The 23,766-nt window shown below is 53.0% G+C and carries 23 protein-coding genes and 1 pseudogene; 14 read left to right on the top strand and 10 right to left on the bottom strand.

Features of this window, described 5'->3' with window-relative positions; translation table 11 throughout:
- Positions 1-13: 13 nt before the first annotated feature.
- From C1N69_RS22935 to C1N69_RS11985, 3 genes and pseudogenes are all read right to left on the bottom strand, one after another.
- Positions 14-97, bottom strand: a pseudogene (locus C1N69_RS22935) (hypothetical protein); the annotation flags it as partial.
- A gap of 156 nt (positions 98-253) precedes the next feature.
- Positions 254-877, bottom strand: coding sequence for an isochorismate family cysteine hydrolase YcaC (ycaC, locus tag C1N69_RS11990; protein ID WP_095451212.1), 624 nt, complete (start codon positions 875-877; stop codon positions 254-256).
- Between the two features lie 155 nt (positions 878-1,032).
- Positions 1,033-2,634, bottom strand: a complete 1,602-nt coding sequence (locus C1N69_RS11985; RefSeq protein ID WP_095451213.1) for an aldehyde dehydrogenase family protein — start codon at positions 2,632-2,634, stop codon at positions 1,033-1,035.
- 281 nt (positions 2,635-2,915) lie between these two features.
- On the opposite strand from C1N69_RS11985, the gene C1N69_RS11980 reads away from it, so the two are divergent.
- The 7 genes from C1N69_RS11980 (at position 2,916) to C1N69_RS22930 (ending at position 7,797) form a co-directional block, all read left to right on the top strand.
- Positions 2,916-3,923 carry an AraC family transcriptional regulator gene (locus C1N69_RS11980; RefSeq protein WP_095451214.1) on the top strand — a complete coding sequence of 336 codons (1,008 nt, stop codon included), beginning with the start codon at positions 2,916-2,918 and terminating at the stop codon, positions 3,921-3,923.
- A 148-nt stretch (positions 3,924-4,071) separates the two neighbouring features.
- Positions 4,072-5,595: an EAL domain-containing protein gene (locus C1N69_RS11975; protein ID WP_155031267.1), complete on the top strand. Its 1,524-nt coding sequence runs from the start codon at positions 4,072-4,074 to the stop codon at positions 5,593-5,595.
- 474 nt (positions 5,596-6,069) lie between these two features.
- Entirely contained in the window at positions 6,070-6,438 is a 369-nt protein-coding gene (locus C1N69_RS11970) for a DUF1294 domain-containing protein (protein WP_047958719.1), read from the top strand.
- 99 nt (positions 6,439-6,537) lie between these two features.
- A complete protein-coding gene (locus tag C1N69_RS11965; RefSeq protein ID WP_025759102.1) occupies positions 6,538-6,987 on the top strand; it encodes a hypothetical protein in 450 nt (149 codons plus the stop codon).
- 40 nt (positions 6,988-7,027) lie between these two features.
- Positions 7,028-7,225, top strand: a complete 198-nt coding sequence (locus tag C1N69_RS11960; protein ID WP_025759104.1) for a hypothetical protein — start codon at positions 7,028-7,030, stop codon at positions 7,223-7,225.
- A 3-nt stretch (positions 7,226-7,228) separates the two neighbouring features.
- The gene (locus C1N69_RS11955) at positions 7,229-7,651 is read left to right on the top strand and encodes a GFA family protein (protein WP_045285061.1); all 423 of its coding nucleotides are present in this window, start codon (positions 7,229-7,231) and stop codon (positions 7,649-7,651) included.
- 68 nt (positions 7,652-7,719) lie between these two features.
- Entirely contained in the window at positions 7,720-7,797 is a 78-nt protein-coding gene (locus C1N69_RS22930; protein ID WP_223239581.1) for a hypothetical protein, read from the top strand.
- A gap of 336 nt (positions 7,798-8,133) precedes the next feature.
- Here the strand turns inward: C1N69_RS22930 and ompC are convergent, their stop codons facing one another.
- Together ompC and nifJ are read right to left on the bottom strand one after the other, a co-directional pair.
- Positions 8,134-9,243 (bottom strand): porin OmpC, encoded by a 1,110-nt coding sequence (ompC, locus tag C1N69_RS11950; protein ID WP_025759106.1) that lies wholly within the window; start codon positions 9,241-9,243, stop codon positions 8,134-8,136.
- A 388-nt stretch (positions 9,244-9,631) separates the two neighbouring features.
- A complete protein-coding gene (nifJ, locus tag C1N69_RS11945) occupies positions 9,632-13,156 on the bottom strand; it encodes a pyruvate:ferredoxin (flavodoxin) oxidoreductase (RefSeq protein ID WP_155031266.1) in 3,525 nt (1,174 codons plus the stop codon).
- Positions 13,157-13,427: 271 nt separating this feature from the next.
- Here nifJ and C1N69_RS11940 point away from each other — a divergent pair, with 271 nt between their 5' ends.
- Positions 13,428-13,694 (top strand): putative hemolysin, encoded by a 267-nt coding sequence (locus C1N69_RS11940; RefSeq protein WP_025759109.1) that lies wholly within the window; start codon positions 13,428-13,430, stop codon positions 13,692-13,694.
- On the opposite strand, the gene hslJ is transcribed toward C1N69_RS11940, so the two are convergent.
- From hslJ to C1N69_RS11915, 5 genes are all read right to left on the bottom strand, one after another.
- The gene (hslJ, locus tag C1N69_RS11935) at positions 13,695-14,132 is read right to left on the bottom strand and encodes a heat shock protein HslJ (protein WP_155031265.1); all 438 of its coding nucleotides are present in this window, start codon (positions 14,130-14,132) and stop codon (positions 13,695-13,697) included.
- Positions 14,133-14,259: 127 nt separating this feature from the next.
- Positions 14,260-14,388 carry a DUF2474 domain-containing protein gene (locus C1N69_RS11930; RefSeq protein WP_008501283.1) on the bottom strand — a complete coding sequence of 43 codons (129 nt, stop codon included), beginning with the start codon at positions 14,386-14,388 and terminating at the stop codon, positions 14,260-14,262.
- Entirely contained in the window at positions 14,388-15,398 is a 1,011-nt protein-coding gene (gene cydB / locus C1N69_RS11925; RefSeq protein ID WP_155031264.1) for a cytochrome d ubiquinol oxidase subunit II, read from the bottom strand. Before cydB ends, C1N69_RS11930 begins: the two co-directional genes overlap by 1 nt.
- Complete coding sequence (locus C1N69_RS11920; protein WP_094917086.1) at positions 15,398-16,798, bottom strand: cytochrome ubiquinol oxidase subunit I; 1,401 nt, start codon at positions 16,796-16,798, stop codon at positions 15,398-15,400. The genes cydB and C1N69_RS11920 overlap by 1 nt, the downstream gene beginning before the upstream one ends.
- A 151-nt stretch (positions 16,799-16,949) precedes the next feature.
- Positions 16,950-17,351 carry a hypothetical protein gene (locus C1N69_RS11915; RefSeq protein WP_155031263.1) on the bottom strand — a complete coding sequence of 134 codons (402 nt, stop codon included), beginning with the start codon at positions 17,349-17,351 and terminating at the stop codon, positions 16,950-16,952.
- Between the two features lie 542 nt (positions 17,352-17,893).
- On the opposite strand from C1N69_RS11915, the gene ymcF reads away from it, so the two are divergent.
- From ymcF to C1N69_RS11885, 6 genes are all read left to right on the top strand, one after another.
- Positions 17,894-18,082, top strand: a complete 189-nt coding sequence (ymcF, locus tag C1N69_RS11910; protein WP_032672600.1) for a cold shock small protein YmcF — start codon at positions 17,894-17,896, stop codon at positions 18,080-18,082.
- A gap of 82 nt (positions 18,083-18,164) precedes the next feature.
- Positions 18,165-19,574: an aminotransferase-like domain-containing protein gene (locus C1N69_RS11905; protein ID WP_155031262.1), complete on the top strand. Its 1,410-nt coding sequence runs from the start codon at positions 18,165-18,167 to the stop codon at positions 19,572-19,574.
- 272 nt (positions 19,575-19,846) lie between these two features.
- Positions 19,847-20,992: a putative ABC transporter substrate-binding protein YdcS gene (ydcS, locus tag C1N69_RS11900; RefSeq protein ID WP_155031261.1), complete on the top strand. Its 1,146-nt coding sequence runs from the start codon at positions 19,847-19,849 to the stop codon at positions 20,990-20,992.
- Positions 20,993-21,009: 17 nt separating this feature from the next.
- Positions 21,010-22,023 (top strand): ABC transporter ATP-binding protein, encoded by a 1,014-nt coding sequence (locus C1N69_RS11895; protein ID WP_059386902.1) that lies wholly within the window; start codon positions 21,010-21,012, stop codon positions 22,021-22,023.
- A 7-nt stretch (positions 22,024-22,030) separates the two neighbouring features.
- Entirely contained in the window at positions 22,031-22,969 is a 939-nt protein-coding gene (locus tag C1N69_RS11890; RefSeq protein WP_402514957.1) for an ABC transporter permease, read from the top strand.
- Complete coding sequence (locus tag C1N69_RS11885) at positions 22,959-23,765, top strand: ABC transporter permease (protein ID WP_045285051.1); 807 nt, start codon at positions 22,959-22,961, stop codon at positions 23,763-23,765. Before C1N69_RS11890 ends, C1N69_RS11885 begins: the two co-directional genes overlap by 11 nt.
- Position 23,766: the final 1 nt, after the last annotated feature.

Raw genomic sequence — 23,766 nt, 5'->3', positions numbered from 1 at the left:
CAGGGGCAATATTTGTCTGCCGCGTATGGTACGGATTCCAGCGACGAATACCAGCACGTTTTACAGCTGCGTTAAATCTGGTGCCGATAACTGATAAAGGTCGCTAACAATCACAGCCCGAAGATTACCGGCACTGGTGATGTTCGCCGGGGTGTTAATCCAACCTTTCATATTCCCACAGCTGAAATGGAACGAGAAAACTGAATAAAATCGCAGTCCTTCCTGTCTAACAGGAGGACTGCGAAGGATCAATTTACTTAGCGTTCAGTAAATTAAAGCTCGTCATAAGGTTGCGATAATCGGGGATATGATTAGAGAACAGGTTACCCAGACCTTCAATATCATTGCGCCAGTCACGGTGCAATTCACATGCAACGCCAAACCATGACATTAACTGCACGCCAGCGTTAGACATTCGATCCCATGCCGCATCCCGAGTTATTGGATTGAAAGTACCCGACGCATCGGTAACAACAAACACATCGAATCCTTCTTCAATGGCAGAAAGGGCAGGGAAGGCAACGCATACTTCTGTGACTACACCCGCGATGATTAATTGTTTCTTGCCCGTTGCTTTAACAGATTTAACGAAATCTTCGTTATCCCATGCGTTAATATTGCCAGGTCTGGCAATATAGGGAGCATCAGGGAATTGTTCTTTAAGTTCAGGGACTAATGGGCCATTAGGACCGTTTTCAAAACTGGTCGTCAGAATAGTTGGAAGACCAAAATACTTTGCCAGATCACCCAGTGCAAGAACGTTATTTTTGAACTTGTCCGGGTCAATGTCGCGTACTAAGGACAGGAGTCCGGTTTGATGGTCTACCATCAGAACGGCAGCGTCGTTTTTATCTAGACGAACATATGGCTTACTCATAATGTCACCTTTTCCCTTTAGTTACAGTGTGTTGGTGGAAGTGTGTTGCCGCGAAGGGTGAATTTATTATAGTTTGTTAAATCCACTTAGAAAGTAATGTTATCAGGACACATTGTTCAGTTACTGGAACAATGCGCTCTGCTATAGTTTCCGGCTCAGAAATCTTTTTTGCGGAAGCTATCGCGGATGGCATCCCCCATCAGGCAGGTCAGGTTCATCCAGGTTGGCTCGACTGCGAAAGACGCCATGTTCGCGGCCATGTTGTCGAAAGCACGCTTGTTCGTGTACAGCATGTGCCCTGGTGACATAAACCTGGCTTCCATGATCGCTTTCTCGACGTTTTCGTAATTGAGCAAATTGCCGAAGTTGCCGCGACCAGAAACGAACTTTTTGCCGGCCTCATTTCCGCCCCAGGTAAGATAAGGGTTAAGAAAAATGAAAGATGGCATGGCATTGATGGCGACCGCACCATATTCCAGGTCAGACACAGCCTGTTCGAGTACTTTCTGATGGGCTTTTCTGGTGTCCTCATCGATCAGGATCGCACTGGCGAGCGTGCCCAGTAGCTGGATGTTGGCGAACTTGACGGCACCAGGGAGGAAGCCCGTGGCATTGGCTGGCAGGTCAAGTGGCACCTCAGCGAGTACCAGGCTGAACGCTTCATGTGAAGTGGCGTAGCCGCCGGGCTCAACTCCGGTGATCAATATGACATCGGAATGCGGATACTTGCCGCCTTCTGGGCGCAGTACTTCCGCCTCGGGATAGGCCTGTCGAAAACTCGCCACCACCTTGTCAGCTCCTGGGTAGTACATACCCATCGCCGGGGTCGTCTCCGCGAGTGCGACCCGCAGTGCATCAAGGAATTCTTTGCGCTGAGGCCAGTGTTTACTTGTCACCAGGGTCTGAGGACGACCACAGTTCGCACCACCATTGAACTTTGCCATGGTGGCGATCTGCACTGCCTGGTGCTCAATTTCCTTCTTTGTCCAGGGCCGGTCGCCCGGCACGATGATGCACGGGTTGTTGCCGCCACATTCGGAGATCAGAGGCGTCTCAGTGGCTGACATGATGGCTTCGGCCGTTCCGGTTCCACCGGTAAAGTAGATCCTAGAGAGGCGGGGGTCGACGGTCAGGTCTTGTCCCTGATCGGCATCGCAGAAGCTCAGAACGTGCTGATCAATCAGTGGCTGCATGATCTTCGCCCAGATCCTGTCGGTTTCTTCGTTCAGGTGATGCGGCTTGTGCACGACCGCACAGTTCTCGAAGAAGATCGCTTTCAACACCTCGAGCGCCGAACTGTAGTTGCCGGCCCCCAGCACGGCAATAATACCGGCAGGTTTTTCCATCGGATTGATTTGTTTCGGTTCGCCTTTCACACGGATGCGACTCTTCTGATCCGCGTACATCAACTTGTCCTTCCGCTCCTGCGGAAAGACATAAATGTCGTAGAGATCCTCGCTAACTTTTTCCACGCTCAGCGGCTGAGGCATCTTGCCGTCGAGAATGGATTCGTAAAGGAGGATGGCGGCCGAGACTGTACTCGCCATAGGAACGACGGTCGCAACCTTAGACATGGGGTGTGAAAAAAGAGGCGCACCGAGGATGCCATTCTTCATCTTGCTGTCAGCGAGGGCAAGCTCATCACCGTACTTCTTCATGTTTGCACGGATTTCCTCCAGAAGACGCAAACGTTCTGCGGGAGATGTTTCGGTCCATTTTTGGGGGGCCAGTTGGTCGATAGCGTTGGTAGCATTCATTGGAATTTCTCCATTGTTCAGATTGGACAGTTCAGGACAGATGGAGCGTGTCCGACCTGGTGCGATGTTTACAGCTCACTATAGGACGCAAGCCGCGACAACGCTCTGGCAATCCGCGCCACGTTTAATGCGAGAGATGCCAGTACAGGGACCAGAGCCCCGGAATGCTGCAGGATGGCGCAATGCGCTGTCATTGTGGCGCAGTTTGAAGGAGTATTAACGCATGACTGCTCTATACTCTGAGCGTCGGTTGAATGAGCAATAATGACGGAGTTCTGAGGGTGCAAAACAAAACGTTTCCAATGGATATCGGCTGGCTGGCCATACTGAAGGACTTAGGTGTTGAGCCTGGTCATGTATTGCGTCGGGCCGGTCTTCCGGACGATTTACTCTCCCGTGCGAGACAAGGACTGTCTACCGAAGACTATTTTCGTTTCTGGCGCGCTTTGGAAGCTGAGGCAAGTGATGTCATGTTTCCCTTACGCATCGTCGAGACCCTCTCGGCTGATTCTTTCAACCCGCCACTGTTCGCTGCCCTGTGCAGCGCTAATCTGGTACAGGCCATGCAGCGCCTCGCCAAATACAAGCAACTTGTGGCTCCCATGAGCCTGGAAGTAAACACGGGCGACGCAGGCGAGCTGGTAGTAACGCCTCGCTGGTTGTTGATGCAAACCGTTGTGCCCTATTCGCTGCAAGTGGCCGAGATTGCGTTTTTCGTGCGACTGGCCAGACTCGCTACCCGTGAGCCCATTAAGGCGCATCGCGTCATCCTTCCGCCGCTTCCGTCCGCTCATTATCCCCGACGTTACGAGAATTTCTTCGGTGTGCCCGTGCAAAACGGGGAGTGCCCAGGTATCGCTTTCGCCGCTGTGGATGCTTTGCGTCCATTTCTGACGGTCAACGAAAGCATGTTTCGCGCGTTCGAACCTGATCTTCGCCGTCGGCTCAGTGAACTCGATGCGACGGCGTCTACTGCGGATCGCGTGCGTGCTGTCTTACTGGAACTGTTACCTGGTAATGCGGCTACCATCGAGAAAGCTGCAGAGCGACTGGGCTTGAGCAAGCGTACGCTTCAACGTCGCCTCGAAGAGGAGGGGGAAAACTTTCGAACCCTGGTCAATAGGGTGCGTGAGAGCCTCGCCCGCCACTACCTGGCAAATACCACGATGTCCGGCGCAGAGATCGCGTTCCTCCTCGGCTTCGAAGATCCCAACTCCTTTTATCGCGCATTTCAGCTCTGGACCGGGCAAACACCTGACAGTGCCCGCAATGCCATGCGCTTGAATTGAGGAAAAACATAGCGGTACCCTTTTTGTTTGAGAGTGCGCACAGATGCAACCTGATTTGAGAGAAAATTTCTGATCCTTCACATGGTATTTCTTTCTTTATCAACCATGCTTAAGACGACAACAATTCAACTCTGGTCGAGAACCTTAAATGCGCCATGCATCTATTCCCTTAGCTGCAGCCACGACAATTTTTATCCTGGGCGTTTTTATTATCAATTTACAGGTCTGGTATTCTGCACGGGCTGACAGCCTTGCCGGGGCTAATTATGTCGTCAGGAATGTCAATGTCATTCTTAAAGAGGCCCATCATGCCAGCCAGATGGCGATGCAGCTTGCTGAGCATGAGTGTGATGTGGAAGGGCAGTACCGGCTAGGTACTGAGGCAGCGTTACAGCCCCATCTCAGAACGATTATGATTTTGAAAAAGGATGCGGTCTGGTGCTCCTCGCTGCCAGGAAACCGTGTTCTGCTGGTCAACAGCTCCGCGCTACCCGAAACAACGTTGCTACTGGTTCCTTCAGGCAGTACCGTCAACGGCCTGCCTGTTCTCGTCTATCAAACACACCATGCCGGAAGCCGTGTGATGGTGAGCATCAGCGACAGCCATATTCGGGATGCCCTGGACATGCCATTAAATGGTGTGAAATATTCATTACGCGTCGGCAATCGTCTTTTAGGTTTGTCAGGGGATGTGGCGACAGCAGCGCCGTCAAATAACGAGATTTTAGCGGTAAAAGCATCTGATTATCCTTTCTCAATTGAATTTAACTCTCCGCCATTTTTTAGCCTGACGAGATTATTCAATCGGGCGGGCGGGGTGCTGTTATTCCTGCTGCTTATTTCCGCTTTTTCTGCGTATCTTCTTCAGCGATATCGTTCTAAGGACGTTTCTCCGGCAGAGTCGCTGCGCACCGCCATAGACAGAGATGAAATCATTCCCTATTACCAGCCTGTGGTGAGCGGTAAAGAGGGATCGTTGCGCGGGGTAGAAGTACTGGCCAGATGGAAGCATCCACAGTCAGGGTTTATCTCTCCCGCTTCATTTATTCCTCTTGCGGAGAAATCTGGCTTAATCATTCCCTTAACCCAGAGCTTAATGCGCCAGGTTGCCGCGCATATGAATTCAATCTCAACGTTGCTGCCCGAAGGGTTTCATGTCGGTATTAACTTCAGTGCGCCTCACATCGTCTCCTCCACTTTTTTTGACGAGTGTCTGCATTACAAACGCAGCTTTGTTCGACAGGATCTTAACCTTGTCGTTGAGGTGACCGAGCGTGAACCGCTTCATGTTGATGAACATCTCGTGAAGACCCTGAATGCGCTGCATGAGATAGGGTTTGCCATTGCCCTGGATGATTTTGGAACGGGATATTCAGGTTTGTCCTACCTGCAGGATCTGCACATTGATTACATCAAAATCGACCAAAGCTTTGTGGCGAGGGTGAATGCCAGTGAGGACTCAACCGTGATACTGGATTCGGTACTGGAGCTGGCAAAAAAACTGTCAATCAGTATTGTGGCGGAAGGGGTTGAAACACAAGAGCAACTTGATTATCTCAGCCGAAATCACATTAAGTTTTTACAGGGTTTTTACTTCTACAAACCCACGCCGTTTAAGGAACTGGTAAAAGTCCTGTTGTCGAAGCCGAAAGTGAAGGTAATGGTGGAATAAGGTTTGTCACATCGTAAAAATGGGGGGACATCACCCCCCTAAAGTTATGCAGACATTATTCTTTTAACTACGGTGATATTTTGTTATTCCTTGACCATCTGGTCAAATTAATTGTGTGCAACAGTAATTTTAAACGCTGGGCATTACGCGACACGCCTGAAAATTCACTGCCTGTTTTTTAAATTGATCTTCATCAATATTCCTGTTCTCTCTGTTTAAACAATCGGTGCATTCGTTTTTATCTTGTTAAAGGGATGCGCGGGCAATGTCTTTTTAGGGTGAGACGTTTCAGGATAATTTTTTAAGAAAAAAATGTTCACTTCCCAATTATAATGAAAGGAGGCTTCACTGATTAATGCTGTTTAAATGTTAATCAGGCAACATCAGGCGTTCAGTCTGTTTTACAGAATTAAACTTCCTCATTTTTGGGTATACTGTGTCGTCGAAAACATTTAACAGCCTCTGGTTTGAACAATGACGCTCAATCGCTTTTGCTATCTACTCCTGATTTTCGCTGCTATCGGCAGTCTGCTGACCCCGAATTCGTTGGTTATCTGGTTTCTGCTGATCAATGTGCTGACGATGGCCATATATGGCGCGGATAAAATGGCGGCGCGCAAAGGGATGCGCAGGGTCCCGGAAACCACGTTGCTGGTATTCGGCGTGACGGGCGGCTGGCCTGGCGCCATTGTGGGCCAACAACTCTTTCGCCATAAAACCCAAAAGCAGCCCTTTAAAACCTGTTTTTTTATCAGCGTCGTTATCAGCATCGCGGTGATGGCGGCAGCGTATCATTTTTTTCCCTTTTTCTTCTCAATGAGCGCATCGCTCCTGGCTAATTAACTCTCCGTCACTGCCAATAGTGGTAGGGTTATTTTTGAGGGGTTGCTGTTTTTTGCACAATCTGAATAATACGTGCAACAACACGGACGACAACATCCCATGAAAATAGCCTCTATTACACTGGCAGTACTGGTGGCCTTTTCTGCACCTTGCTGGTCTGCTTTTCAGGAGCGGGAATATAATACCTGGTATCTGAAGAATGCGGTGCTTTATGACATGACGCAAACCTCAGAGGGTTTCCCCGTCATGGTCAGCATATCCCAACCCGAGCGGCGTTCTGCCAATTTGCTGGTGTCCTATATCACTGAAGGGCAATGCAGCGAGAATAAACCACTGCTCAACGTTAACGGTAAAGTGCTGCCGGCAAAATATTTTTGTGTTCAGGTCGGGCGAAACAAAATTGAGCATTTTTCTGTGATCGATGCACAGAGCGTCAATGAGATGGTGACGCATCTGAAATCTGATTTCACTATCCTCCTGCAAAACGATATCAAAATTTGGGCCGCCAATATTAAAACGCCCAAATACGGGCTGACGCCGCGTTTTTAAAAATCCTGCTAAGCTTGTGGATTGTACCAGGAGCATGCGCATGATGAATAACGATGAACAAACAGGGCTAGTGGGGCTGGCGATTGGGGCCGCGGTTATTGGGCTGGTTTCAGCACAAACACCGATCCATCGCGATAGCATTGTTGATGAACTCGTCAGGCTCGGCAGGCAAAAAGGCGACGGTGTTGAAGATGAGGTTTTCCTTAAAGCTGCCGAACTGGTAAGAAAAGGGGTATAGCCAATGGCTGAAAAACGTCATGCAAAGTGCCATTGCGGTGCGGTGGCATTCACCGTTGAGCTCTCTGATGGCCTGAACACCGCGCGGCGCTGCAGCTGTTCCTTCTGTCGAATGCGGGGCGCGGTCGTTGTCTCCGCGCCGCTGTCGGGGATTACGGTGACGAAAGGTCAGGATAAGCTCACCGAGTATCGCTTTAATACGGGAACGGCGCGGCACTTCTTCTGCTCGGTGTGCGGGATTTACACGTTTCATCAGCGGCGGTCGAATCCCAATGAATACGGCGTGAATGTCGCCTGTTTAGAAAACGTTTCTCCCTTTGATTTCCCGGAGGTCACGGTGATGGACGGTGTTAACCATCCCATGGATGGGGAAAGCGGGGTGTTTGGCTATCTCTCTTTTCGTGAGAAAGGGACGGGTCAGGCGTAATTGCCGCCTGGCCACTCTTTAAAGAGCCTGGCTATAGTGGAGAGTGGTTAACTGAAACAGGAGACATTATGCTCTGTGTTGAAAAAGACGATCCGCGTGAGGCCCCGGAATCAGGGGATAAAAAGCCACAACCCGTGAAAAAATAACGCAACAGATGCGTTTATCCGCCACCGGCACTGCTGGTGGCTTTTTATTTGCCAGGTAATAAGGCTAGCTGCCATCCAGGTGATTTAACAGCGCGCCAAGATGCCCGACAATATCAGCAAAATCAAAAATTAATGCCATCCATAGCAGCGCTAAAAGGGCAAGGACGGTAAGGGATACTCGATTAAACAACGCTATTATCCTTAGTGGGTAAAGGCTTTCAGCTTAGTTTAATCACTTTTATCTCAACCTACAGTCAACCACGGCATTCAGGAATGCCTTTTTTGTGACACACGTACAAAACTGGCGAGCCCGCACCGTGATGCGGGCTCAGGCAATCAGAACTGGTAGACCAGACCTAACGCGACGACATCATCCGTGCCGATGCCGTTGTTTTTGTAGAAGCTGTCATCTTCATCCAGCAGGTTGATTTTGTAATCAACGTAGGTGGACATGTTTTTGTTGAAGTAGTAAGTCGCGCCGATGTCAGCGTATTTAACCAGATCCTGGTCACCCTGGCCGTTGCCGAGGTCTTTACCTTTAGACTGCAGGTAGGAAAGGGTCGGACGCAGGCCGAAATCGAACTGGTACTGCGCGGTCACTTCGAAGTTCTGGGTTTTATTCGCCACGGCGTCGGTGTTATCACCATACGGCGTCATATTGCGGGTTTCAGAGTACATTGCCGCCAGATAGATGTTATTGGCATCATATTTCAGACCCGCTGTCCATGCATCCGCTTTGTCGCCACCGGCGGTCGTGTTCATCACCTGCTCGTTGGTACGGTCAGAAGAGGTGTAGGCTGCGCCCGCGGTGATGCCCATGCCAAAGTCATAGGTGGTGGAGATACCGAAACCGTCGCCGTTCTCGTGACGCGTGTCACGACCGTTGTTGGTCCCTTCCTGATTGTTGCTGGCGTCTTCATTTTTGCCCTGATACTGCAGCGCAAAGTTCAGGCCCTGTACCAGGCCATAGAAGTCGGTATTACGGTAAGTTGCAACACCGTTGGCACGGCCAGTCATAAAGTTGTCGGCTTTGGTGTAGGAATCGCCACCAAATTCCGGCAGCATATCGGTCCAGCCTTCCACGTCGTACAGAACACCATAGTTACGACCGTAATCGAAGGAGCCATAATCACCCACTTTTACGCCGGCAAAGGCCAGACGCGTCCAGGACTGATTATCTGAACCTTCTGTGTTGTTGGCCTGAATGTTGTATTCCCACTGTGCATAACCGGTCATCATGTCGTTGATCTGGGTTTCACCTTTGAAGCCCAGACGCATGTAGGTTTGATCCCCGTCAGCGCCTTTATCGTCGGAGAAGTAGTGCAGACCATCTACTTTTCCGTACAGATCTAATTTATTGCCGTCTTTATTATAAATCTCTGCTGCATGCGTTGCGCCAGCCATTAACAGAGCCGGAATCATCAGGGCCAGTACTTTTCTTTGCATTATGATATTCCTTTGCGGTTGTTTTTATTTAATAACCTGTTGAACTTCCCGAATCAGAAAGTTGTCTCATGCTAAATCACTCCTGAGTAAGAGTAATAAATTATAATTGTTACTAATTAAGTAAAATCTAAACCGAATAAATCAGCAGTAATGATCATTGGGTTGATGAATGTTTTAAGGTTAAGTATATTAAATTAAAATTATTAAACTGAACTAAATTACGTTAATCTTAGCGGCGTTATATGCCTTTAAGATTATTTATCCATAATTGCCATGAATGTTATTCAGGAAACTAAATAGATATTCATTAATTATCTGGATGCGCCCGGTGTGAAAATACCGGGCTTTTTTATGGCAAAAAAATGCCCGGACAAGCCGGGCAGAGAAACTAGTCGCTGGTCGATTTTTCGGCTTTACCCGCCATTTGCGCGAGGAAATCATACCGTTTTTGCAGGTCGGCTGCGGCGTCTTTCCAGAGCTGTTCAGCCACCTCCGGCTGCTGGGCGTTAAGGCGACGGAAGCGTTGTTCCTGCATTAACGTCTCGGCCAGGGCGTCTGACGGCGGACGCGAATCAAGCGCCAGTGGTGATTTCCCTTCGTCCGCACGGCGTGGGTCGAACCGGTAGAGCGGCCAGAAACCGGTCGCCGTCAGCTGTCGCATCTGATCGTGACTAAGCGCCAGGTCATATCCATGCTCTTCGCAAGGGCTGTAGGCAATGATCAGCGACGGGCCAGGGTACGCTTCCGCTTCCTGAATCGCTTTTACCGTCTGGTTAAGCTGCGCACCCAGCGAGATTTGCGCGACGTAAACGTGACCATACATCATCATGCTCACACCAAGATCTTTACGTGCTTTGCGTTTACCGTGTTCACCAAATTTCGTGACCGCGCCTAACGGCGTGGCTTTTGATGCCTGGCCGCCGGTATTGGAATAACACTGTGTATCCAGCACCAGGATGTTGACGTTTTCGGTCAGGCTCAGCACGTGATCCAACCCGCCGAAGCCGATGTCGTAGGCCCAGCCGTCGCCGCCAATCAGCCAGATCGATTTTTCGACCAGGGCGTCGGCGTCAGTCAGCAGTTGCTGTGCACCGTCTACACCCTTCAGGGCGTTGCGCAGTGCTGCGACCTGCTCGCGACGAACCTCCGGTGTGGCTTCAGCGTGCAGCGCCGCGTTCAGCTCAGCAGGGATGTTATCGGTAAACTGGTCCAGCAGGCGCATCACGCGGGCGCGATGCTGATCGACGGTTAAGCGGAAGCCCAGACCAAACTCGGCGTTATCCTCAAACAGTGAGTTCGCCCAGGCCGGTCCGCGGCCGTTGGCGTCGGTGGTGTACGGCGTGGAGGGCAGGTTACCGCCATAGATAGACGAACAGCCGGTCGCGTTGGCAATCAGCATCCGGTCACCGTACAGTTGGGTAAGCAGCTTGATATACGGCGTTTCCCCACAGCCGGAGCAGGCACCGGAGTATTCGAACAGTGGGGTGATCAGCTGTGAAGTCCGGATATCAATACGTTCCAGTTTGCTGCGATCGATTTCCGGCAGACTCAGGAAGAAGTCATAATTCACTTTCTCTTCTTCGACGTGCTCCAGACGCGACATCATATTGATGGCTTTGATGTCCGGGTTCTGCCGATCCTTCGCCGGGCAGACCTCAACGCACAGGTTACAGCCGGTGCAATCTTCCGGTGCGACCTGCAGTACGTATTTCTGTCCACGCATATCGCGGGATTTCACGTCCAGCGAGTGGAGGCTGGCCGGGGCGGACTCCATCTCTTCCGGGGAAACCACTTTGGCGCGAATGGCAGAGTGCGGGCAGGCCGCCACGCAGTGGTTGCATTGCGTACACAGCTCTTCTTTCCAGATAGGGATCGCTTCGGCGATGTTGCGTTTTTCCCAGCGGGTGGTGCCCATCGGCCAGGTGCCATCCGGCGGTAGCGCCGAGACGGGCAGGGCATCGCCCAGCCCGGCCAGCATCGCCGCCGTTACGGTCTTAACAAAATCAGGCGCCACATCGGACACTACCGGAGGACGGTTCGGGCTTGCGGCATTGACCGGCTGTAGCGGGACCTCAAACAGCGACTCGCGGGCCAGCGCCAGCGCCTGCCAGTTGCGTTCTACCAGTTCCTGACCTTTACTGCTGTAGCTTTTGGCAATCGCCCCCTGCAGTTCCATTAACGCGCTGTCACCCGGCAGAATGTTGGTCAGATGGAAGAAGGCCATTTGCATAACGGTATTGATACGCGCGGCCAGGCCACATTCGCGGGCTATTTTTGCCGCGTTAACCACGTAGAAGCGGGCTTTTTTCTGATTAAGCACCGCCTGAACCTCCTGCGGCAGGCGCGCCCAGACCTCTTCTGCGCTGTATGGGGTATTCAGGAGAAAAATACCGCCGGGTTTCAGGCGCTCAGCCATCTGGTATTTATCGATAAACTGCAGCTGGTGGCAGCCAACAAAGTCAGCCTGAGAAATAAGATAGGCAGAACGGATAGGCTGTTCACTCACCCGCAGGTGGGAAACGGTCAGACCACCGGCTTTTTTGGAGTCATAGACAAAGTACCCCTGGGCATACCATGGCGTCGAATTACCGATGATTTTGATGTTGTTTTTGGTCGCGGAGACGCTCCCGTCGCTGCCCAGACCGTAGAACAGCGCCTCAAGTTTGGCCGTCGAGGGCAGGGTGTTTTCCGGTAAGCTCAGGGACAGATTCGTCACATCGTCATAGATGCCGACGGTAAAGCGCGGCCTCGGCTTCGCTTCGCTGAGTTCGTTGAACACCGCCAGCACGCAGTCTGGTCCGAACTCTTTGGAGGACAAACCATAGCGACCCCCGATCACGCGCGGTAGCGTTTCTCGCTCGCCCTGATTAAAGGCTTCTGCCAGGGCCGTCATCACATCCAGATACAGCGGTTCCGCCTGCGCGCCCGGCTCTTTGGTGCGATCGAGCACCGCAATGGCACGCGCACTTTCCGGCAGCGCAGAGAGCAGATGTTTCGCCGAGAACGGGCGATAGAGACGCACTTTCAGCACGCCAACTTTTTCACCGCGCGTCAGCAGTTCATCCACGACTTCCTCGCAGGTACCAATCGCTGAACCCATCAGCACAATAACGCGCTCTGCCTGCGGATGGCCGTAGTACTCAAACGGCTTATATTCCCGGCCGGTGGCAGCGGCAAAGTCATTCATCGCCTGTTCAACATGGTCGTACACCGCGTTGTACCACGGGTTAGTGGCCTCACGAGACTGGAAATAAGTATCCGGGTTTGCCGATGTTCCGCGAATAACAGGGTGTTCCGGGTTAAGGGCTCGGGCGCGATGGGCGTCGATCTCCGCCTGCGGCAGCAGATTCAGGATAGTATCGTCAGCCAGCGGAACGATTTTGTTGATTTCATGCGAGGTGCGGAACCCATCAAAGAAATGAATAAACGGAACCCGGCTTTTGAGTGTGGCGATATGCGAAATGAGGGCAAAGTCCTGAGCTTCCTGAACACTGCTGGCGCACAGCATGGCGCAACCGGTCTGGCGCACGGCCATCACGTCAGAGTGATCGCCAAAAATAGAGAGCGCGTGGGTGGCAACGGTACGTGCAGCAACATGCAGAACGAAGGGGGTCAGTTGACCCGCGAGTTTGTACAGCGTCGGGATCATTAACAACAATCCCTGAGAAGAGGTAAAGGACGTGGAAAGTGCGCCGGTCTGCAGTGCGCCATGTACCGTCGCAATCGCACCGGCCTCGGACTGCATTTCAACCACTCTTGGGACATCGCCCCAGACGTTTTTTAACCCGTTACCGGCCCAGGCATCTGCCTGCTCAGCCATGGTGGAGCTTGGCGTAATCGGGTAGATGGCGATAACTTCACTGGTGCGAAACGCGACTGAGGCAACTGCACCATTACCGTCAATAGTTTGCATAGGACAACACCCTTACATTGCGCAAAAAATAGGGGTCTGTATTACGGCAACAAACCCTGAATATTATCTGTGTATTCTAGCAAACAGGGGATTTTTCGATTTTCGCTTTTGTGTCCTCGTTATTCTTGCCATCAATGAGTAGATCAAACTTTTGGCAGAAAAATTGCGAGAATTTGTTTCAGAAGCGCATAAATACGCACTTCCGATCTCGACGACACGGGATGGGATGCCTATTATGCATAGGTTTCGCATTATTCATGGGGGAGAGAGCATGCGCTCAGCGTTTTTGGTAGGGTGTGCCGCATTATTGTTGTCGGCATGCAGCAGTGAACCTGTCCAGCAGGCAACGGCCGCCCACGTGGCGCCGGGAATGAAAGCCGCGATGTCCAGCTCCGGTCAGGCTAACTGCGCGATGATTGGCGGTTCGCTGTCGGTGGCCCGCCAGCTCGATGGTTCGGCTATTGGGATGTGCGCCTTGCCAAATGGCAAACGCTGTAGTGAACAGTCGCTTGCCGTTGGAACCTGCGGTAATTACTGATTACTCTGCACGCTTAAACATCAGCGTTTTATCGGCTGTCGCCAGCGTTAACTGGTCTTCAGTCAGGTCGACCTGCGCCCCTTTGCGCAGCATGTCGCCGATGGCCTGATCCAGTTCGTTAAGCTGTGGTTCAGTACAGAGCTTGCGCGTCATGGCCAGCGTTTTCACCTTCAGCTCGCCTTCGGACAATTTCCCCTGTCCGCTGAAGCGGTTACACATTGCGCCTGAAACGCTGATGTTATTAACCAGGCTGATATCTGACAGTGCGTGAAAACTGATCTCAGGTGGCGTCGTCGTGTTCTTCACGGCCTTACCGTTCACATTTTCCAGCACAAAGCGGTGGCTGGTGAGCTGTTCCGGCTGAACGGAAGCTTTACCCGGATTAACGCAGCCGGTGAGGACAAGACTGATAACACTTAACGCCATGAGCTTTTTCATTTTTCTTCTCAAACTATAAATACCGTGGATCTGTTTCCAGTGTAACGATACGCCAGCGTGGGTTAATGGGGTTTATCTGAAAGTGCGGGGGAGAAGTCGGGCAACGCGACGGCTGCCCGGAATAACGTTAGTGCGATTTAAACCCTGCCGCTGTCATCAACATGCGAAAGAGCATACTGACAGCAGCCAGCGCGAGTACGCTGCCGCCCCAGATAATGGCCAGCCACAGTAATCTTTTCCAGACCGGTTGTTGCATCAGTGATAACCCTCCCCATGCTGAACTTTGCCGCGAAATACGTAGTAACTCCAGAAGGTGTAGACCAGGATAACGGGAATGATCAACAGCGCGCCCACCAGCATAAAGCCCTGACTCTGCGTCGGTGCGGCGGCCTGCCACAGGGTGATTGACGGAGGAATGATGTGTGGCCAGATGCTGATCCCCAGCCCGCTAAAGCCGAGGAATATCAGCCCCAGCGTCAGGACGAACGGACGATTATGGCTGTCGGGATTACTCAGACAGCGCCATTGATACAGGCTCAACATCACTACCAGCGCCGGGACGGGCAGCAGATAAAACAGATTCGGCAGCGTAAACCAGCGCGCGGCGATGGCCGGCTGCGCCAGTGGCGTCCAGAGGCTGATCGCCGCAATAAACGCCAGCAGCACGAGTAACAGCATTTTCGACACCTCACGCATCCGCTGTTGCAGGGGATTTTCGCTTTTCATCACCAGCCAGGTCGCGCCTAACAGCGCATACGCGACGACCAGCCCCGCACCGCAGAACAGATTAAACGCGGTAAACCAGTCAAATGGCCCGCCGGTATAGGCCCGGCCGGTGACGGTAAAGCCGTTAATGACCGCGCCGACCGTTACACCCTGGGTAAACGTCGCCAGAATGGAACCGCCAATAAACGCCTTGTCCCAGAACGGACGGTGCGCTGGCGTGGCTTTAAAACGAAACTCAAACGCTACGCCACGAAAAATAAGACCGATCAGCATTAATGTCAGCGGAATGGTGAGGGCATCAATAATCACGGCGTAGGCTAGCGGAAACGCGCCGAACAGGGCGGCCCCGCCAAGGACCAGCCAGGTTTCATTCCCGTCCCAGACCGGCGCGACGCTGTTGACCATCATATCGCGATCGTCGGCGTTTTGCGTGGCCGGGAATAAAATACCAATCCCCAGATCAAAGCCGTCCATGACGATATACATCAGCGTGGCGAAGACGATGATGACAAACCAGATAATGGAAAGATCGATACCCATTATGGCTGCTCCTTATGTTCAGTTGTGACGGCAGAAAGCGGGCGCGCCGGACGTCCATCGGACTCGGTGGCGAAAGATTCATGCGGCTGCGGGCCTTTGCGGATGAGACGCACCATATAGCTGTAACCCACGCCAAACACCGAGGTGTAAACGATGAAGAAAGCCAGCAAACTCACGCTCATATGCAGATCGCCATGGGCGGAGACCGCGTCCTTCGTGCGCTGAAGGCCGTAGACCACCCACGGCTGGCGGCCCACTTCGGTGGTTACCCATCCCGCCAGAATAGCAATCAACCCGGATGGCCCCATCAGCAGGGCAAACCACAGGAAAGGACGGGAAGAATAAACGCGTTTTTTGTAGCGCAGCCAGAGTGCCGTCACGCCAAGCAGCAGCATCAGCATGCCCAGGCCCGCCATGATGCGGAAAGACCAGAAGACAATGGTGGAGTTAGGCCTGTCTTCCCTGGGAAACTCTTTGAGTGCCGGAACCTGTTTATCCAGGCTGTGCGTCAGGATAAGGCTGCCGAGTGCGGGGATCTCCAGCCCAAAGCGGGTGCGCTCCTGTTCCATATCCGGCCAGCCGAACAGCAGCAGCGGGGTAGGTTCACCGGGTGGGTTTTCCCAGTGGCCTTCAATGGCGGCAATTTTCGCCGGCTGGTGCTTTAAGGTGTTCAGCCCGTGCATATCGCCAACCATGGCCTGGATGGGGGCGACAATCAGCGTCATCCACAGCGCCATCGAAAACATCGCGCGAATAGCGGGAGTATTATTCCCGCGCAGCAGATGCCATGCCGCGGATGCGCCAACAAACAGGGCGCTACTCAGAAACGCGGCTATCGACATATGCAGCAGGCGATAAGGGAAGGAGGGGTTAAATACCACGGCGAACCAGTCCACCGGTACCACCTGACCGTTGACGATCTCATAGCCCTGCGGGGTCTGCATCCAGCTGTTTGAGGAGAGGATCCAGAAGGTGGAGATAATGGTCCCCAGCGCCACCATACAGGTAGAGAAAAAGTGCAGCCCCGGCCCGACTTTGTTCCAGCCGAACAGCATCACCCCGAGGAACCCGGCTTCGAGGAAGAAAGCAGTGAGCACTTCATAGGTCAGCAGCGGACCGGTAATGCTGCCCGCAAATTGTGAAAACCCGCTCCAGTTGGTACCAAACTGGTAGGCCATCACCAGCCCGGAGACCACGCCCATGCCAAAGTTAACCGCAAAAATCTTCGACCAGAAATGGTACAGCGAGCGCCAGACCGGATTTTTTGTTTTTAACCACAGGCCTTCGAGCACGGCAAGATAGCTGGCGAGACCGATGGTGATTGCCGGGAAAATAATGTGAAAGGATACGGTAAAGGCAAACTGTATCCGTGCAAGGTGAAAAGCATCTAAACCAAACATGCAAAACTCCGCGATGTATTTATGTCGATGCCATTGTAAGCCGCGTCTGCTCTGGGTTGCAGAAACAGACCCGGCCTATTTTGCTATAACAGTTTCCAGTCTATTGTGTACATTCCCTCATGAATTGAATATCAATGAACCACTATCGCCATCAGTAGGGGGAGGCATCCAGAAGAATATTGGCGAGTTTAGACGTATTATGGAAAGTGTATACGTCCCCACGAACATGCAGATATACACCGTCGTCTTTAACATCGATTTTCACTTCAGGATCGTTAGTCACCATGAATGGCGTGGCCTGGTCAATCTGCGATAAAAATTCTGCCTCTTTTGTTTTTGCATCCAGTAAATAGTAGTGATAGGTGTATGATGTCATGGCTCCGGCATTAGCTTGAGTGACATACAATACAGCCCAGTTATTGACTTTCACTTTAGAACGTAACTCGTGTTCGACAGGGAAGTTCATAAAACAGAAAACCCATCCGGCGTAGGCAAGTGCAAATAATACAGGTATGAGAATATAGCGTTTTTTAAAACCCCGTTCTTGTTGCATAGTCCATTCCGCATTTTATCCAGTGTTGATCAGTCGGATCATCCCAAAAGGGGGGAACCATACCAGCCGCAGTACCCACCGCACCATAATGAAAATTGCCAAAATTCTCGTATTCGCGACTATTACTCCTCTCAAGTAAGTCATTGGTATTTTTGCGTAACTTAGTACTTGAGAGCGGACAAGACTTTTAGGCAAAAGATGCCATGTAAAATATTTATATTCCATAGGGTTATGCTTGTGCTGTGGTTATATGTTTAATCAATATTCGACAGTAATACGAGCAACGCTTTTTTAATCAGTATTTTTATGAATTTTCCGCATAAAACCGCTTGCTTTGTCGTCAGCATCGTGCGTTAATGATCTTCTGGTTTTGAGTCCAAATAAATATCTGACGTAGTTTTATAAAGCAGTTCTCATCACGTTGTGCCTCTCCGCAGCCTCTCTTGGGTCTTTATCTACATTCCGATTAGTTTTGTTTCAAACCACTGTCGCCTGATCGGCTCATGAGTAATTTTACGTTTTTACGTTTACAGGAGAATCCTATGACTTCTTATATCCATTTTCGCTGCCCTTGCTGTCATGGCTCGCAGTACCGTACCTCAGCCTTTGATGTGTCTGAGAAAAACCCTTACGGCGCGAAATGCATCTTTTGCAAATCGCCAATGATTACGCTGGACCATCTGGCCGCGGCACGTCAGGCGCAGAACCACGTTACCGGTTACCGTAAGTAATTCATTTAGCAAACTATAACAGTTACCTAAAACTTCTCTTTTTCTCCTGCTGATATACACTGTCGGTCATAAGGAGAATCTGATGAAAAAATACCAGCATCTGGCGCAACAAATTATCTCGCAGATCGAACTTGGCGTTTGGCTGCCGGGCGATAAGCTGCCTTCCCTGCGAGAGCAGGTGGCGAGCAGCGGCATGAGTTTTATGACCGTTGGCCACGCGTATCAGATGCTGGAAAGTCAGGGGCGCATTGTCGCCAGACCGCAGTCGGGCTATTACGTTGCCTCGCGCCCGACCGCGCAACAGCCTGCGCCACCCGCTCAGGTCATGCGTGACGAAGCGGTGGATATCAACACCTACATCTTCGAGGTCTTACAGGCCAGCCGCGACCCCTCCGTTGTGCCTTTTGCTTCCGCGTTTCCCGACCCCCGTCTTTTCCCGCTTCAGCAGCTTAACCGCTCGCTGGCGAACGTCAGCAAAACGGCGACGGCGATGAGCGTGATTGAGAATCTGCCGCCGGGTAACGTCGATCTTCGCCACGCCATTGCCCGCCGCTACGCGCAGCAGGGGATGAACATCTCCCCGGAAGAGATCGTGATCACCGCAGGCGCGCTTGAAGCGCTGAATCTCAGCCTGCAGGCGGTCACCGAGCCCGGCGACTGGGTGATTGTCGAAAACCCCTGTTTCTACGGTGCGCTGCAGGCGCTGGAACGCCTTAAATTGAAAGCCCTGGCGATTGCTACGGACGTCCGCGAGGGGATCGATCTCAATGCGCTTGAGCAGGCGCTGAATGATTACCCGGTCAAAGCCTGCTGGATCATGACCAACAGCCAGAATCCGCTCGGCTTCACCCTGAGCGCGGAGAAAAAAGCACAGCTTGTCGCGCTGCTGACCCGTCATAACGTGCCGCTGATTGAAGATGACGTTTACAGCGAGCTCTATTTTGGGCGTGAAAAGCCGCTTCCGGCGAAAGCCTGGGATCGCCAGGACATGACGCTGCATTGCTCGTCATTTTCGAAATGTCTGGTGGCCGGCTTTCGCATTGGCTGGGTGGCGGCAGGAAAGCACGCGCGGCGCATTCAGCAGCTCCAGCTGATGAGCACGCTGTCCACCAGCTCTCCGATGCAGCTGGCGCTGGTGGATTACCTGGCGACCAAACGTTACGACGCCCATCTGCGCCGCCTGCGGCGCACGCTGGCCGAGCGAAAACAGCAGGCCTGGCAGTCGCTATTGCGTCATATGCCTGCCGGGGTCAAAATTCACCATAACGACAGCGGCTATTTTTTATGGCTCGAACTTCCGGCCCAGCTGGATGCCGGGCTGTTGAGCGAACAGGCGTTGAGTCATCACATCAGCATTGCTCCGGGAAAGATGTTTTCCACCTCTGATGCGTGGACTCCGTTCTTCCGTTTTAATACCTCCTGGGCCTGGGGGGAACGGGAAGAGCAGGCGGTGATACAGTTAGGTAAATTAATTAGCAGTATGCTGAAATAAATATTCCCGCCTTTTACTCAATAATCATTCCTTATCTTTTTACCGGCGCGGCGACTATTTCGCCGCGCTGCGTCATACGAAATGTGCATACTGCCTCTCACGGCTAACCCCTTGTCTATAATCCAGTTAACGGGGAATGCGCCCCCGGTCACACCTTGATGAAATTTCCTTAAGCCGCACGGTGCGGCGCATTTGCGCGGTCTACGTTTATTAAGGGAGATATTTTTACGGCACGGCTGCCGCTAAATTTCATTGCGACAGGAGTAACTCTTATGAGCAAAAAATTTGCCCGCAGCAGCCTGTGTGCGCTCGGCATGACGATCATGATCGCGCAAGCCGCAGAACCGCCAAAAGCCATTGGCGACGGGGAAGGCCGGCTGGATATTATTGCCTGGCCGGGATACATCGAACGGGGGCAGACGGATAAAAATTATGACTGGGTCACCCAGTTTGAAAAAGAGACCGGCTGTGCGGTAAACGTCAAAACCGCGGCAACCTCGGATGAAATGGTCAGCCTGATGGCGAAAGGGGGATACGATCTGGTCACCGCGTCGGGCGATGCATCGCTCCGCCTGATCATGGGCAAACGCGTTCAGCCGATTAACCCCGATCTTATTCCCAACTGGAAAACCCTTGACGCACGGATAGTAAAAGGGGAATGGTTTAACGTCAGCGGGAAAGTCTACGGCACGCCCTATCAGTGGGGGCCCAACCTGCTGATGTACAACACCAAAACCTTCCCGACGCCGCCGGACAGCTGGAGCGTGGTCTTTACCAGACAGGATCTGCCGGACGGTAAAACCAATCAGGGACGCGTTCAGGCCTACGACGGTCCGATTTACATCGCCGATGCGGCGCTGTTTGTCAAAGCCACGCAGCCGCAGTTGGGCATCAAAGACCCGTACCAGCTCACGGAGGAACAATATACCGCCGTGCTTAAGGTGCTTCGCGACCAGCATGCGCTGATCCACCGCTACTGGCACGACACCACCGTCCAGATGAGTGATTTTAAAAATGAAGGCGTCGTGGCCTCCAGCGCGTGGCCGTATCAGGCGAATGCCCTGAAGGCCGAGAACCAGCCCATCGCCACCGTCTTCCCGAAAGAGGGGGTGACCGGCTGGGCAGATACCACCATGCTGCACGCACAGGCAAAACACCCGATGTGCGCCTATAAATGGATGAACTGGTCGCTCACGCCGAAAGTGCAGGGCGATCTGGCCGCCTGGTTTGGCTCGCTTCCTGTCGTCCCGCAAGGGTGTAAGGCCAGCACGCTGCTGGGCGAAAAGGGCTGTGAAACAAACGGGTATAACGAGTTCGACAAAATCATGTTCTGGAAAACGCCGGTCGCAGAAGGCGGCAAATATGTGCCTTACAGCCGCTGGACGCAGGATTACATCGCCATCATGGGTGGCCGTTAATCGCCCGGGAGCAGAACATGACGTACGCGGTAGAGTTTAACGATGTTTCCCGCCTGTACGGCGACGTGCGGGCGGTGGATGGGGTGACCATTGCAATCCGTGACGGAGAGTTTTTCTCCATGCTGGGGCCTTCGGGCTCCGGCAAAACCACCTGCCTGCGGCTGATCGCCGGTTTTGAGCAGCTGTCAGGCGGCACGATTTCTATCTTTGGCAAAGAGGCGAGCGAGCTGCCGCCCTGGGAGCGGGACGTGAACACCGTGTTCCAGGACTATGCGCTGTTCCCGCATATGTCGATCCTCGATAATGTCGCCTACGGGTTGATGGTAAAAGGCGTCGATAAGAAAAAACGCCATGCGCAGGCTCGTGATGCGCTGGAAAAAGTGGGTCTGAGCTTTGCCGTTGCCCGCAAACCTTCGCAACTTTCCGGTGGCCAGCGTCAGCGTGTCGCCATCGCCCGGGCGCTGGTCAATGAGCCGCGCGTGTTGCTGCTGGACGAGCCGTTAGGTGCACTCGATCTCAAACTGCGTGAACAGATGCAGTTCGAGCTGAAGAAACTTCAGCAGGAACTCGGCATCACCTTTATTTTCGTCACCCACGATCAGGGCGAAGCGCTGTCCATGTCAGATCGGGTGGCGGTATTCAATAATGGACGCATCGAGCAGGTGGATACCCCACGCGATCTTTACATGCGTCCGCGTACGCCGTTTGTTGCCGGTTTTGTTGGCACGTCCAACGTCTTCGATACGGTCCTTGCGCAGAAGATATGCGGTATGGAAGGCGCTTATTCACTGCGTCCGGAACATATTCGCCTTAACCAGAGCGGTGACGTTCAGGTTCAGGGATGCGTGCAGGCCGTTCAGTACCAGGGGGCCGCCACGCGTCTGGAACTGAAACTGGATAATGGCGCAAAACTGCTGGTGAGCCAGGCCAACGTCAGTGACGTCTCGTCGCTGAACGGCGTTGCGCCGGGGCAGGTCGTGATGGCGTCGTGGTCACGCGAGGCGATGATCCGCCTTCACGAGGAGAGGTGAAATGGAGATGAGCGTTGCGCATCCTGGTCCCTCTCGTAGCCGTCTGAGCCGCATAACCGCACTGTTCTGGCGTAAGCCGTCGCTTGGGCTGTTCCTGCTGCTGCTTGCGCCGCTGATGTGGTTTGGCATTGTCTATTTAGGGTCGTTGCTGACCCTGCTGTGGCAAGGGTTTTACACCTTTGATGACTTCACCATGGCCGTCACGCCGGATCTGACTCTGGCGAACATCCTGGCGCTCTTCAACCCGGCAAACTACGACATTATCCTGCGTACGTTAACCATGGCGATTGCGGTGACCATTGCCAGCGCTATTCTGGCATTTCCGATGGCGTGGTACATGGCGCGATACACTCATGGCAAGTGGAAGGCGTTTTTCTACATTGCGGTGATGCTGCCGATGTGGGCGAGCTACATCGTCAAAGCCTATGCCTGGACATTGCTGCTGGCGAAAGATGGTGTGGCGCAGTGGTTTCTCAGCCATCTGGGGCTGGAGCCGATCCTGACCTCACTCCTGACGCTTCCGGGTATTGGCGGCAACACGCTTTCAACCTCCGGGCTGGGACGGTTTCTGGTCTTCGTCTATATCTGGCTGCCGTTTATGATCCTGCCGGTCCAGGCGGCGCTGGAACGCCTGCCTGCGTCTTTATTGCAGGCCTCGGCCGATCTCGGGGCGCGACCCCGCCAGACCTTTCGCTACGTCGTTCTGCCGCTGGCCATTCCGGGTATTGCGGCGGGTTCGATATTTACCTTTTCCCTGACGCTGGGGGATTTCATTGTTCCCCAACTGGTGGGGCCGCCGGGCTATTTCATCGGCAATATGGTCTATTCCCAGCAGGGCGCCATTGGCAATATGCCGATGGCCGCCGCGTTCACGCTGGTGCCCATCGTGCTGATTTCGCTTTATCTGGCGTTAGTGAAACGCCTGGGAGCATTCGATGCACTCTGAACGCGCACCACTGTTCCTGAAAGTGGCAGCCTGGGGAGGCGTTATCTTCCTGCACTTCCCGCTGCTGATCATCGCCACCTACGCCTTTAACACCGAAGACGCCGCCTTCAGCTTTCCGCCGCAGGGGCTGACGCTGAAGTGGTTTAGCGTGGCAGCGGGGCGAGGAGACATTATTGAGTCCGTGACGTTGTCACTTCAAATTGCGGCGTTATCCACCGCGATTGCCCTTGTCCTTGGCACGCTTGCTGCAGCGGCCCTGTGGCGAAGTGCGTTTTTTGGCAAGAATGCGATCTCCCTGTTGCTGCTATTGCCGATTGCATTACCGGGGATCATCACCGGACTGGCGCTGCTGACCGCGTTCAAAACCATCAACCTTGAGCCGGGCTTTTTCACTATCGTGGTGGGACACGCCACCTTTTGCGTGGTGGTGGTGTTTAACAACGTGATTGCCCGGTTCCGACGCACCTCCTGGAGCCTGGTGGAAGCGTCGATGGATCTTGGGGCCGACGGCTGGCAAACCTTCCGCTATGTCGTGCTGCCCAATCTGGGTTCAGCGCTGCTGGCCGGGGGAATGCTGGCGTTTGCCCTGTCGTTTGACGAGATAATCGTCACAACCTTTACGGCGGGACACGAGCGCACGTTACCGCTGTGGTTGCTTAACCAGCTCGGGCGTCCCCGCGACGTGCCGGTCACCAACGTGGTTGCACTGCTGGTGATGCTGGTTACAACCGTCCCCATTCTGGGAGCCTGGTGGCTAACCCGCGACGGCGAGAGCATTGCCGGCAGCGGGAAATAAC

The organism is Enterobacter sichuanensis (assembly GCF_009036245.1).
In the GTDB taxonomy this organism is placed as follows: Bacteria; Pseudomonadota; Gammaproteobacteria; order Enterobacterales; family Enterobacteriaceae; genus Enterobacter; species Enterobacter sichuanensis.
Note: the sequence above shows the minus strand (reverse complement) of the source record. Positions and strands in the feature narration are given on the sequence as shown.

Bases quoted from the DNA above. Each gene is read 5' to 3' on its own strand.
- C1N69_RS11915 (WP_155031263.1), bottom strand. From the start codon at position 17,351: ATGCAACAAGAACGGGGTTTTAAAAAACGCTATATTCTCATACCTGTA.
- C1N69_RS11885 (WP_045285051.1), top strand. From the start codon at position 22,959: ATGCACTCTGAACGCGCACCACTGTTCCTGAAAGTGGCAGCCTGGGGA.
- hslJ (WP_155031265.1), bottom strand. From the start codon at position 14,132: ATGAAAAAGCTCATGGCGTTAAGTGTTATCAGTCTTGTCCTCACCGGC.
- ompC (WP_025759106.1), bottom strand. From the start codon at position 9,243: ATGCAAAGAAAAGTACTGGCCCTGATGATTCCGGCTCTGTTAATGGCT.
- C1N69_RS11970 (WP_047958719.1), top strand. From the start codon at position 6,070: ATGACGCTCAATCGCTTTTGCTATCTACTCCTGATTTTCGCTGCTATC.
- C1N69_RS11905 (WP_155031262.1), top strand. From the start codon at position 18,165: ATGAAAAAATACCAGCATCTGGCGCAACAAATTATCTCGCAGATCGAA.
- cydB (WP_155031264.1), bottom strand. From the start codon at position 15,398: ATGGGTATCGATCTTTCCATTATCTGGTTTGTCATCATCGTCTTCGCC.
- nifJ (WP_155031266.1), bottom strand. From the start codon at position 13,156: ATGCAAACTATTGACGGTAATGGTGCAGTTGCCTCAGTCGCGTTTCGC.
- C1N69_RS11985 (WP_095451213.1), bottom strand. From the start codon at position 2,634: ATGAATGCTACCAACGCTATCGACCAACTGGCCCCCCAAAAATGGACC.
- C1N69_RS11930 (WP_008501283.1), bottom strand. From the start codon at position 14,388: ATGCAACAACCGGTCTGGAAAAGATTACTGTGGCTGGCCATTATCTGG.
- C1N69_RS11955 (WP_045285061.1), top strand. From the start codon at position 7,229: ATGGCTGAAAAACGTCATGCAAAGTGCCATTGCGGTGCGGTGGCATTC.
- C1N69_RS11975 (WP_155031267.1), top strand. From the start codon at position 4,072: ATGCGCCATGCATCTATTCCCTTAGCTGCAGCCACGACAATTTTTATC.
- C1N69_RS11890 (WP_402514957.1), top strand. From the start codon at position 22,031: ATGAGCGTTGCGCATCCTGGTCCCTCTCGTAGCCGTCTGAGCCGCATA.
- C1N69_RS11960 (WP_025759104.1), top strand. From the start codon at position 7,028: ATGATGAATAACGATGAACAAACAGGGCTAGTGGGGCTGGCGATTGGG.
- ydcS (WP_155031261.1), top strand. From the start codon at position 19,847: ATGAGCAAAAAATTTGCCCGCAGCAGCCTGTGTGCGCTCGGCATGACG.
- C1N69_RS11895 (WP_059386902.1), top strand. From the start codon at position 21,010: ATGACGTACGCGGTAGAGTTTAACGATGTTTCCCGCCTGTACGGCGAC.
- C1N69_RS11965 (WP_025759102.1), top strand. From the start codon at position 6,538: ATGAAAATAGCCTCTATTACACTGGCAGTACTGGTGGCCTTTTCTGCA.
- C1N69_RS11920 (WP_094917086.1), bottom strand. From the start codon at position 16,798: ATGTTTGGTTTAGATGCTTTTCACCTTGCACGGATACAGTTTGCCTTT.
- C1N69_RS11940 (WP_025759109.1), top strand. From the start codon at position 13,428: ATGCGCTCAGCGTTTTTGGTAGGGTGTGCCGCATTATTGTTGTCGGCA.
- ymcF (WP_032672600.1), top strand. From the start codon at position 17,894: ATGACTTCTTATATCCATTTTCGCTGCCCTTGCTGTCATGGCTCGCAG.
- C1N69_RS22930 (WP_223239581.1), top strand. From the start codon at position 7,720: ATGCTCTGTGTTGAAAAAGACGATCCGCGTGAGGCCCCGGAATCAGGG.
- ycaC (WP_095451212.1), bottom strand. From the start codon at position 877: ATGAGTAAGCCATATGTTCGTCTAGATAAAAACGACGCTGCCGTTCTG.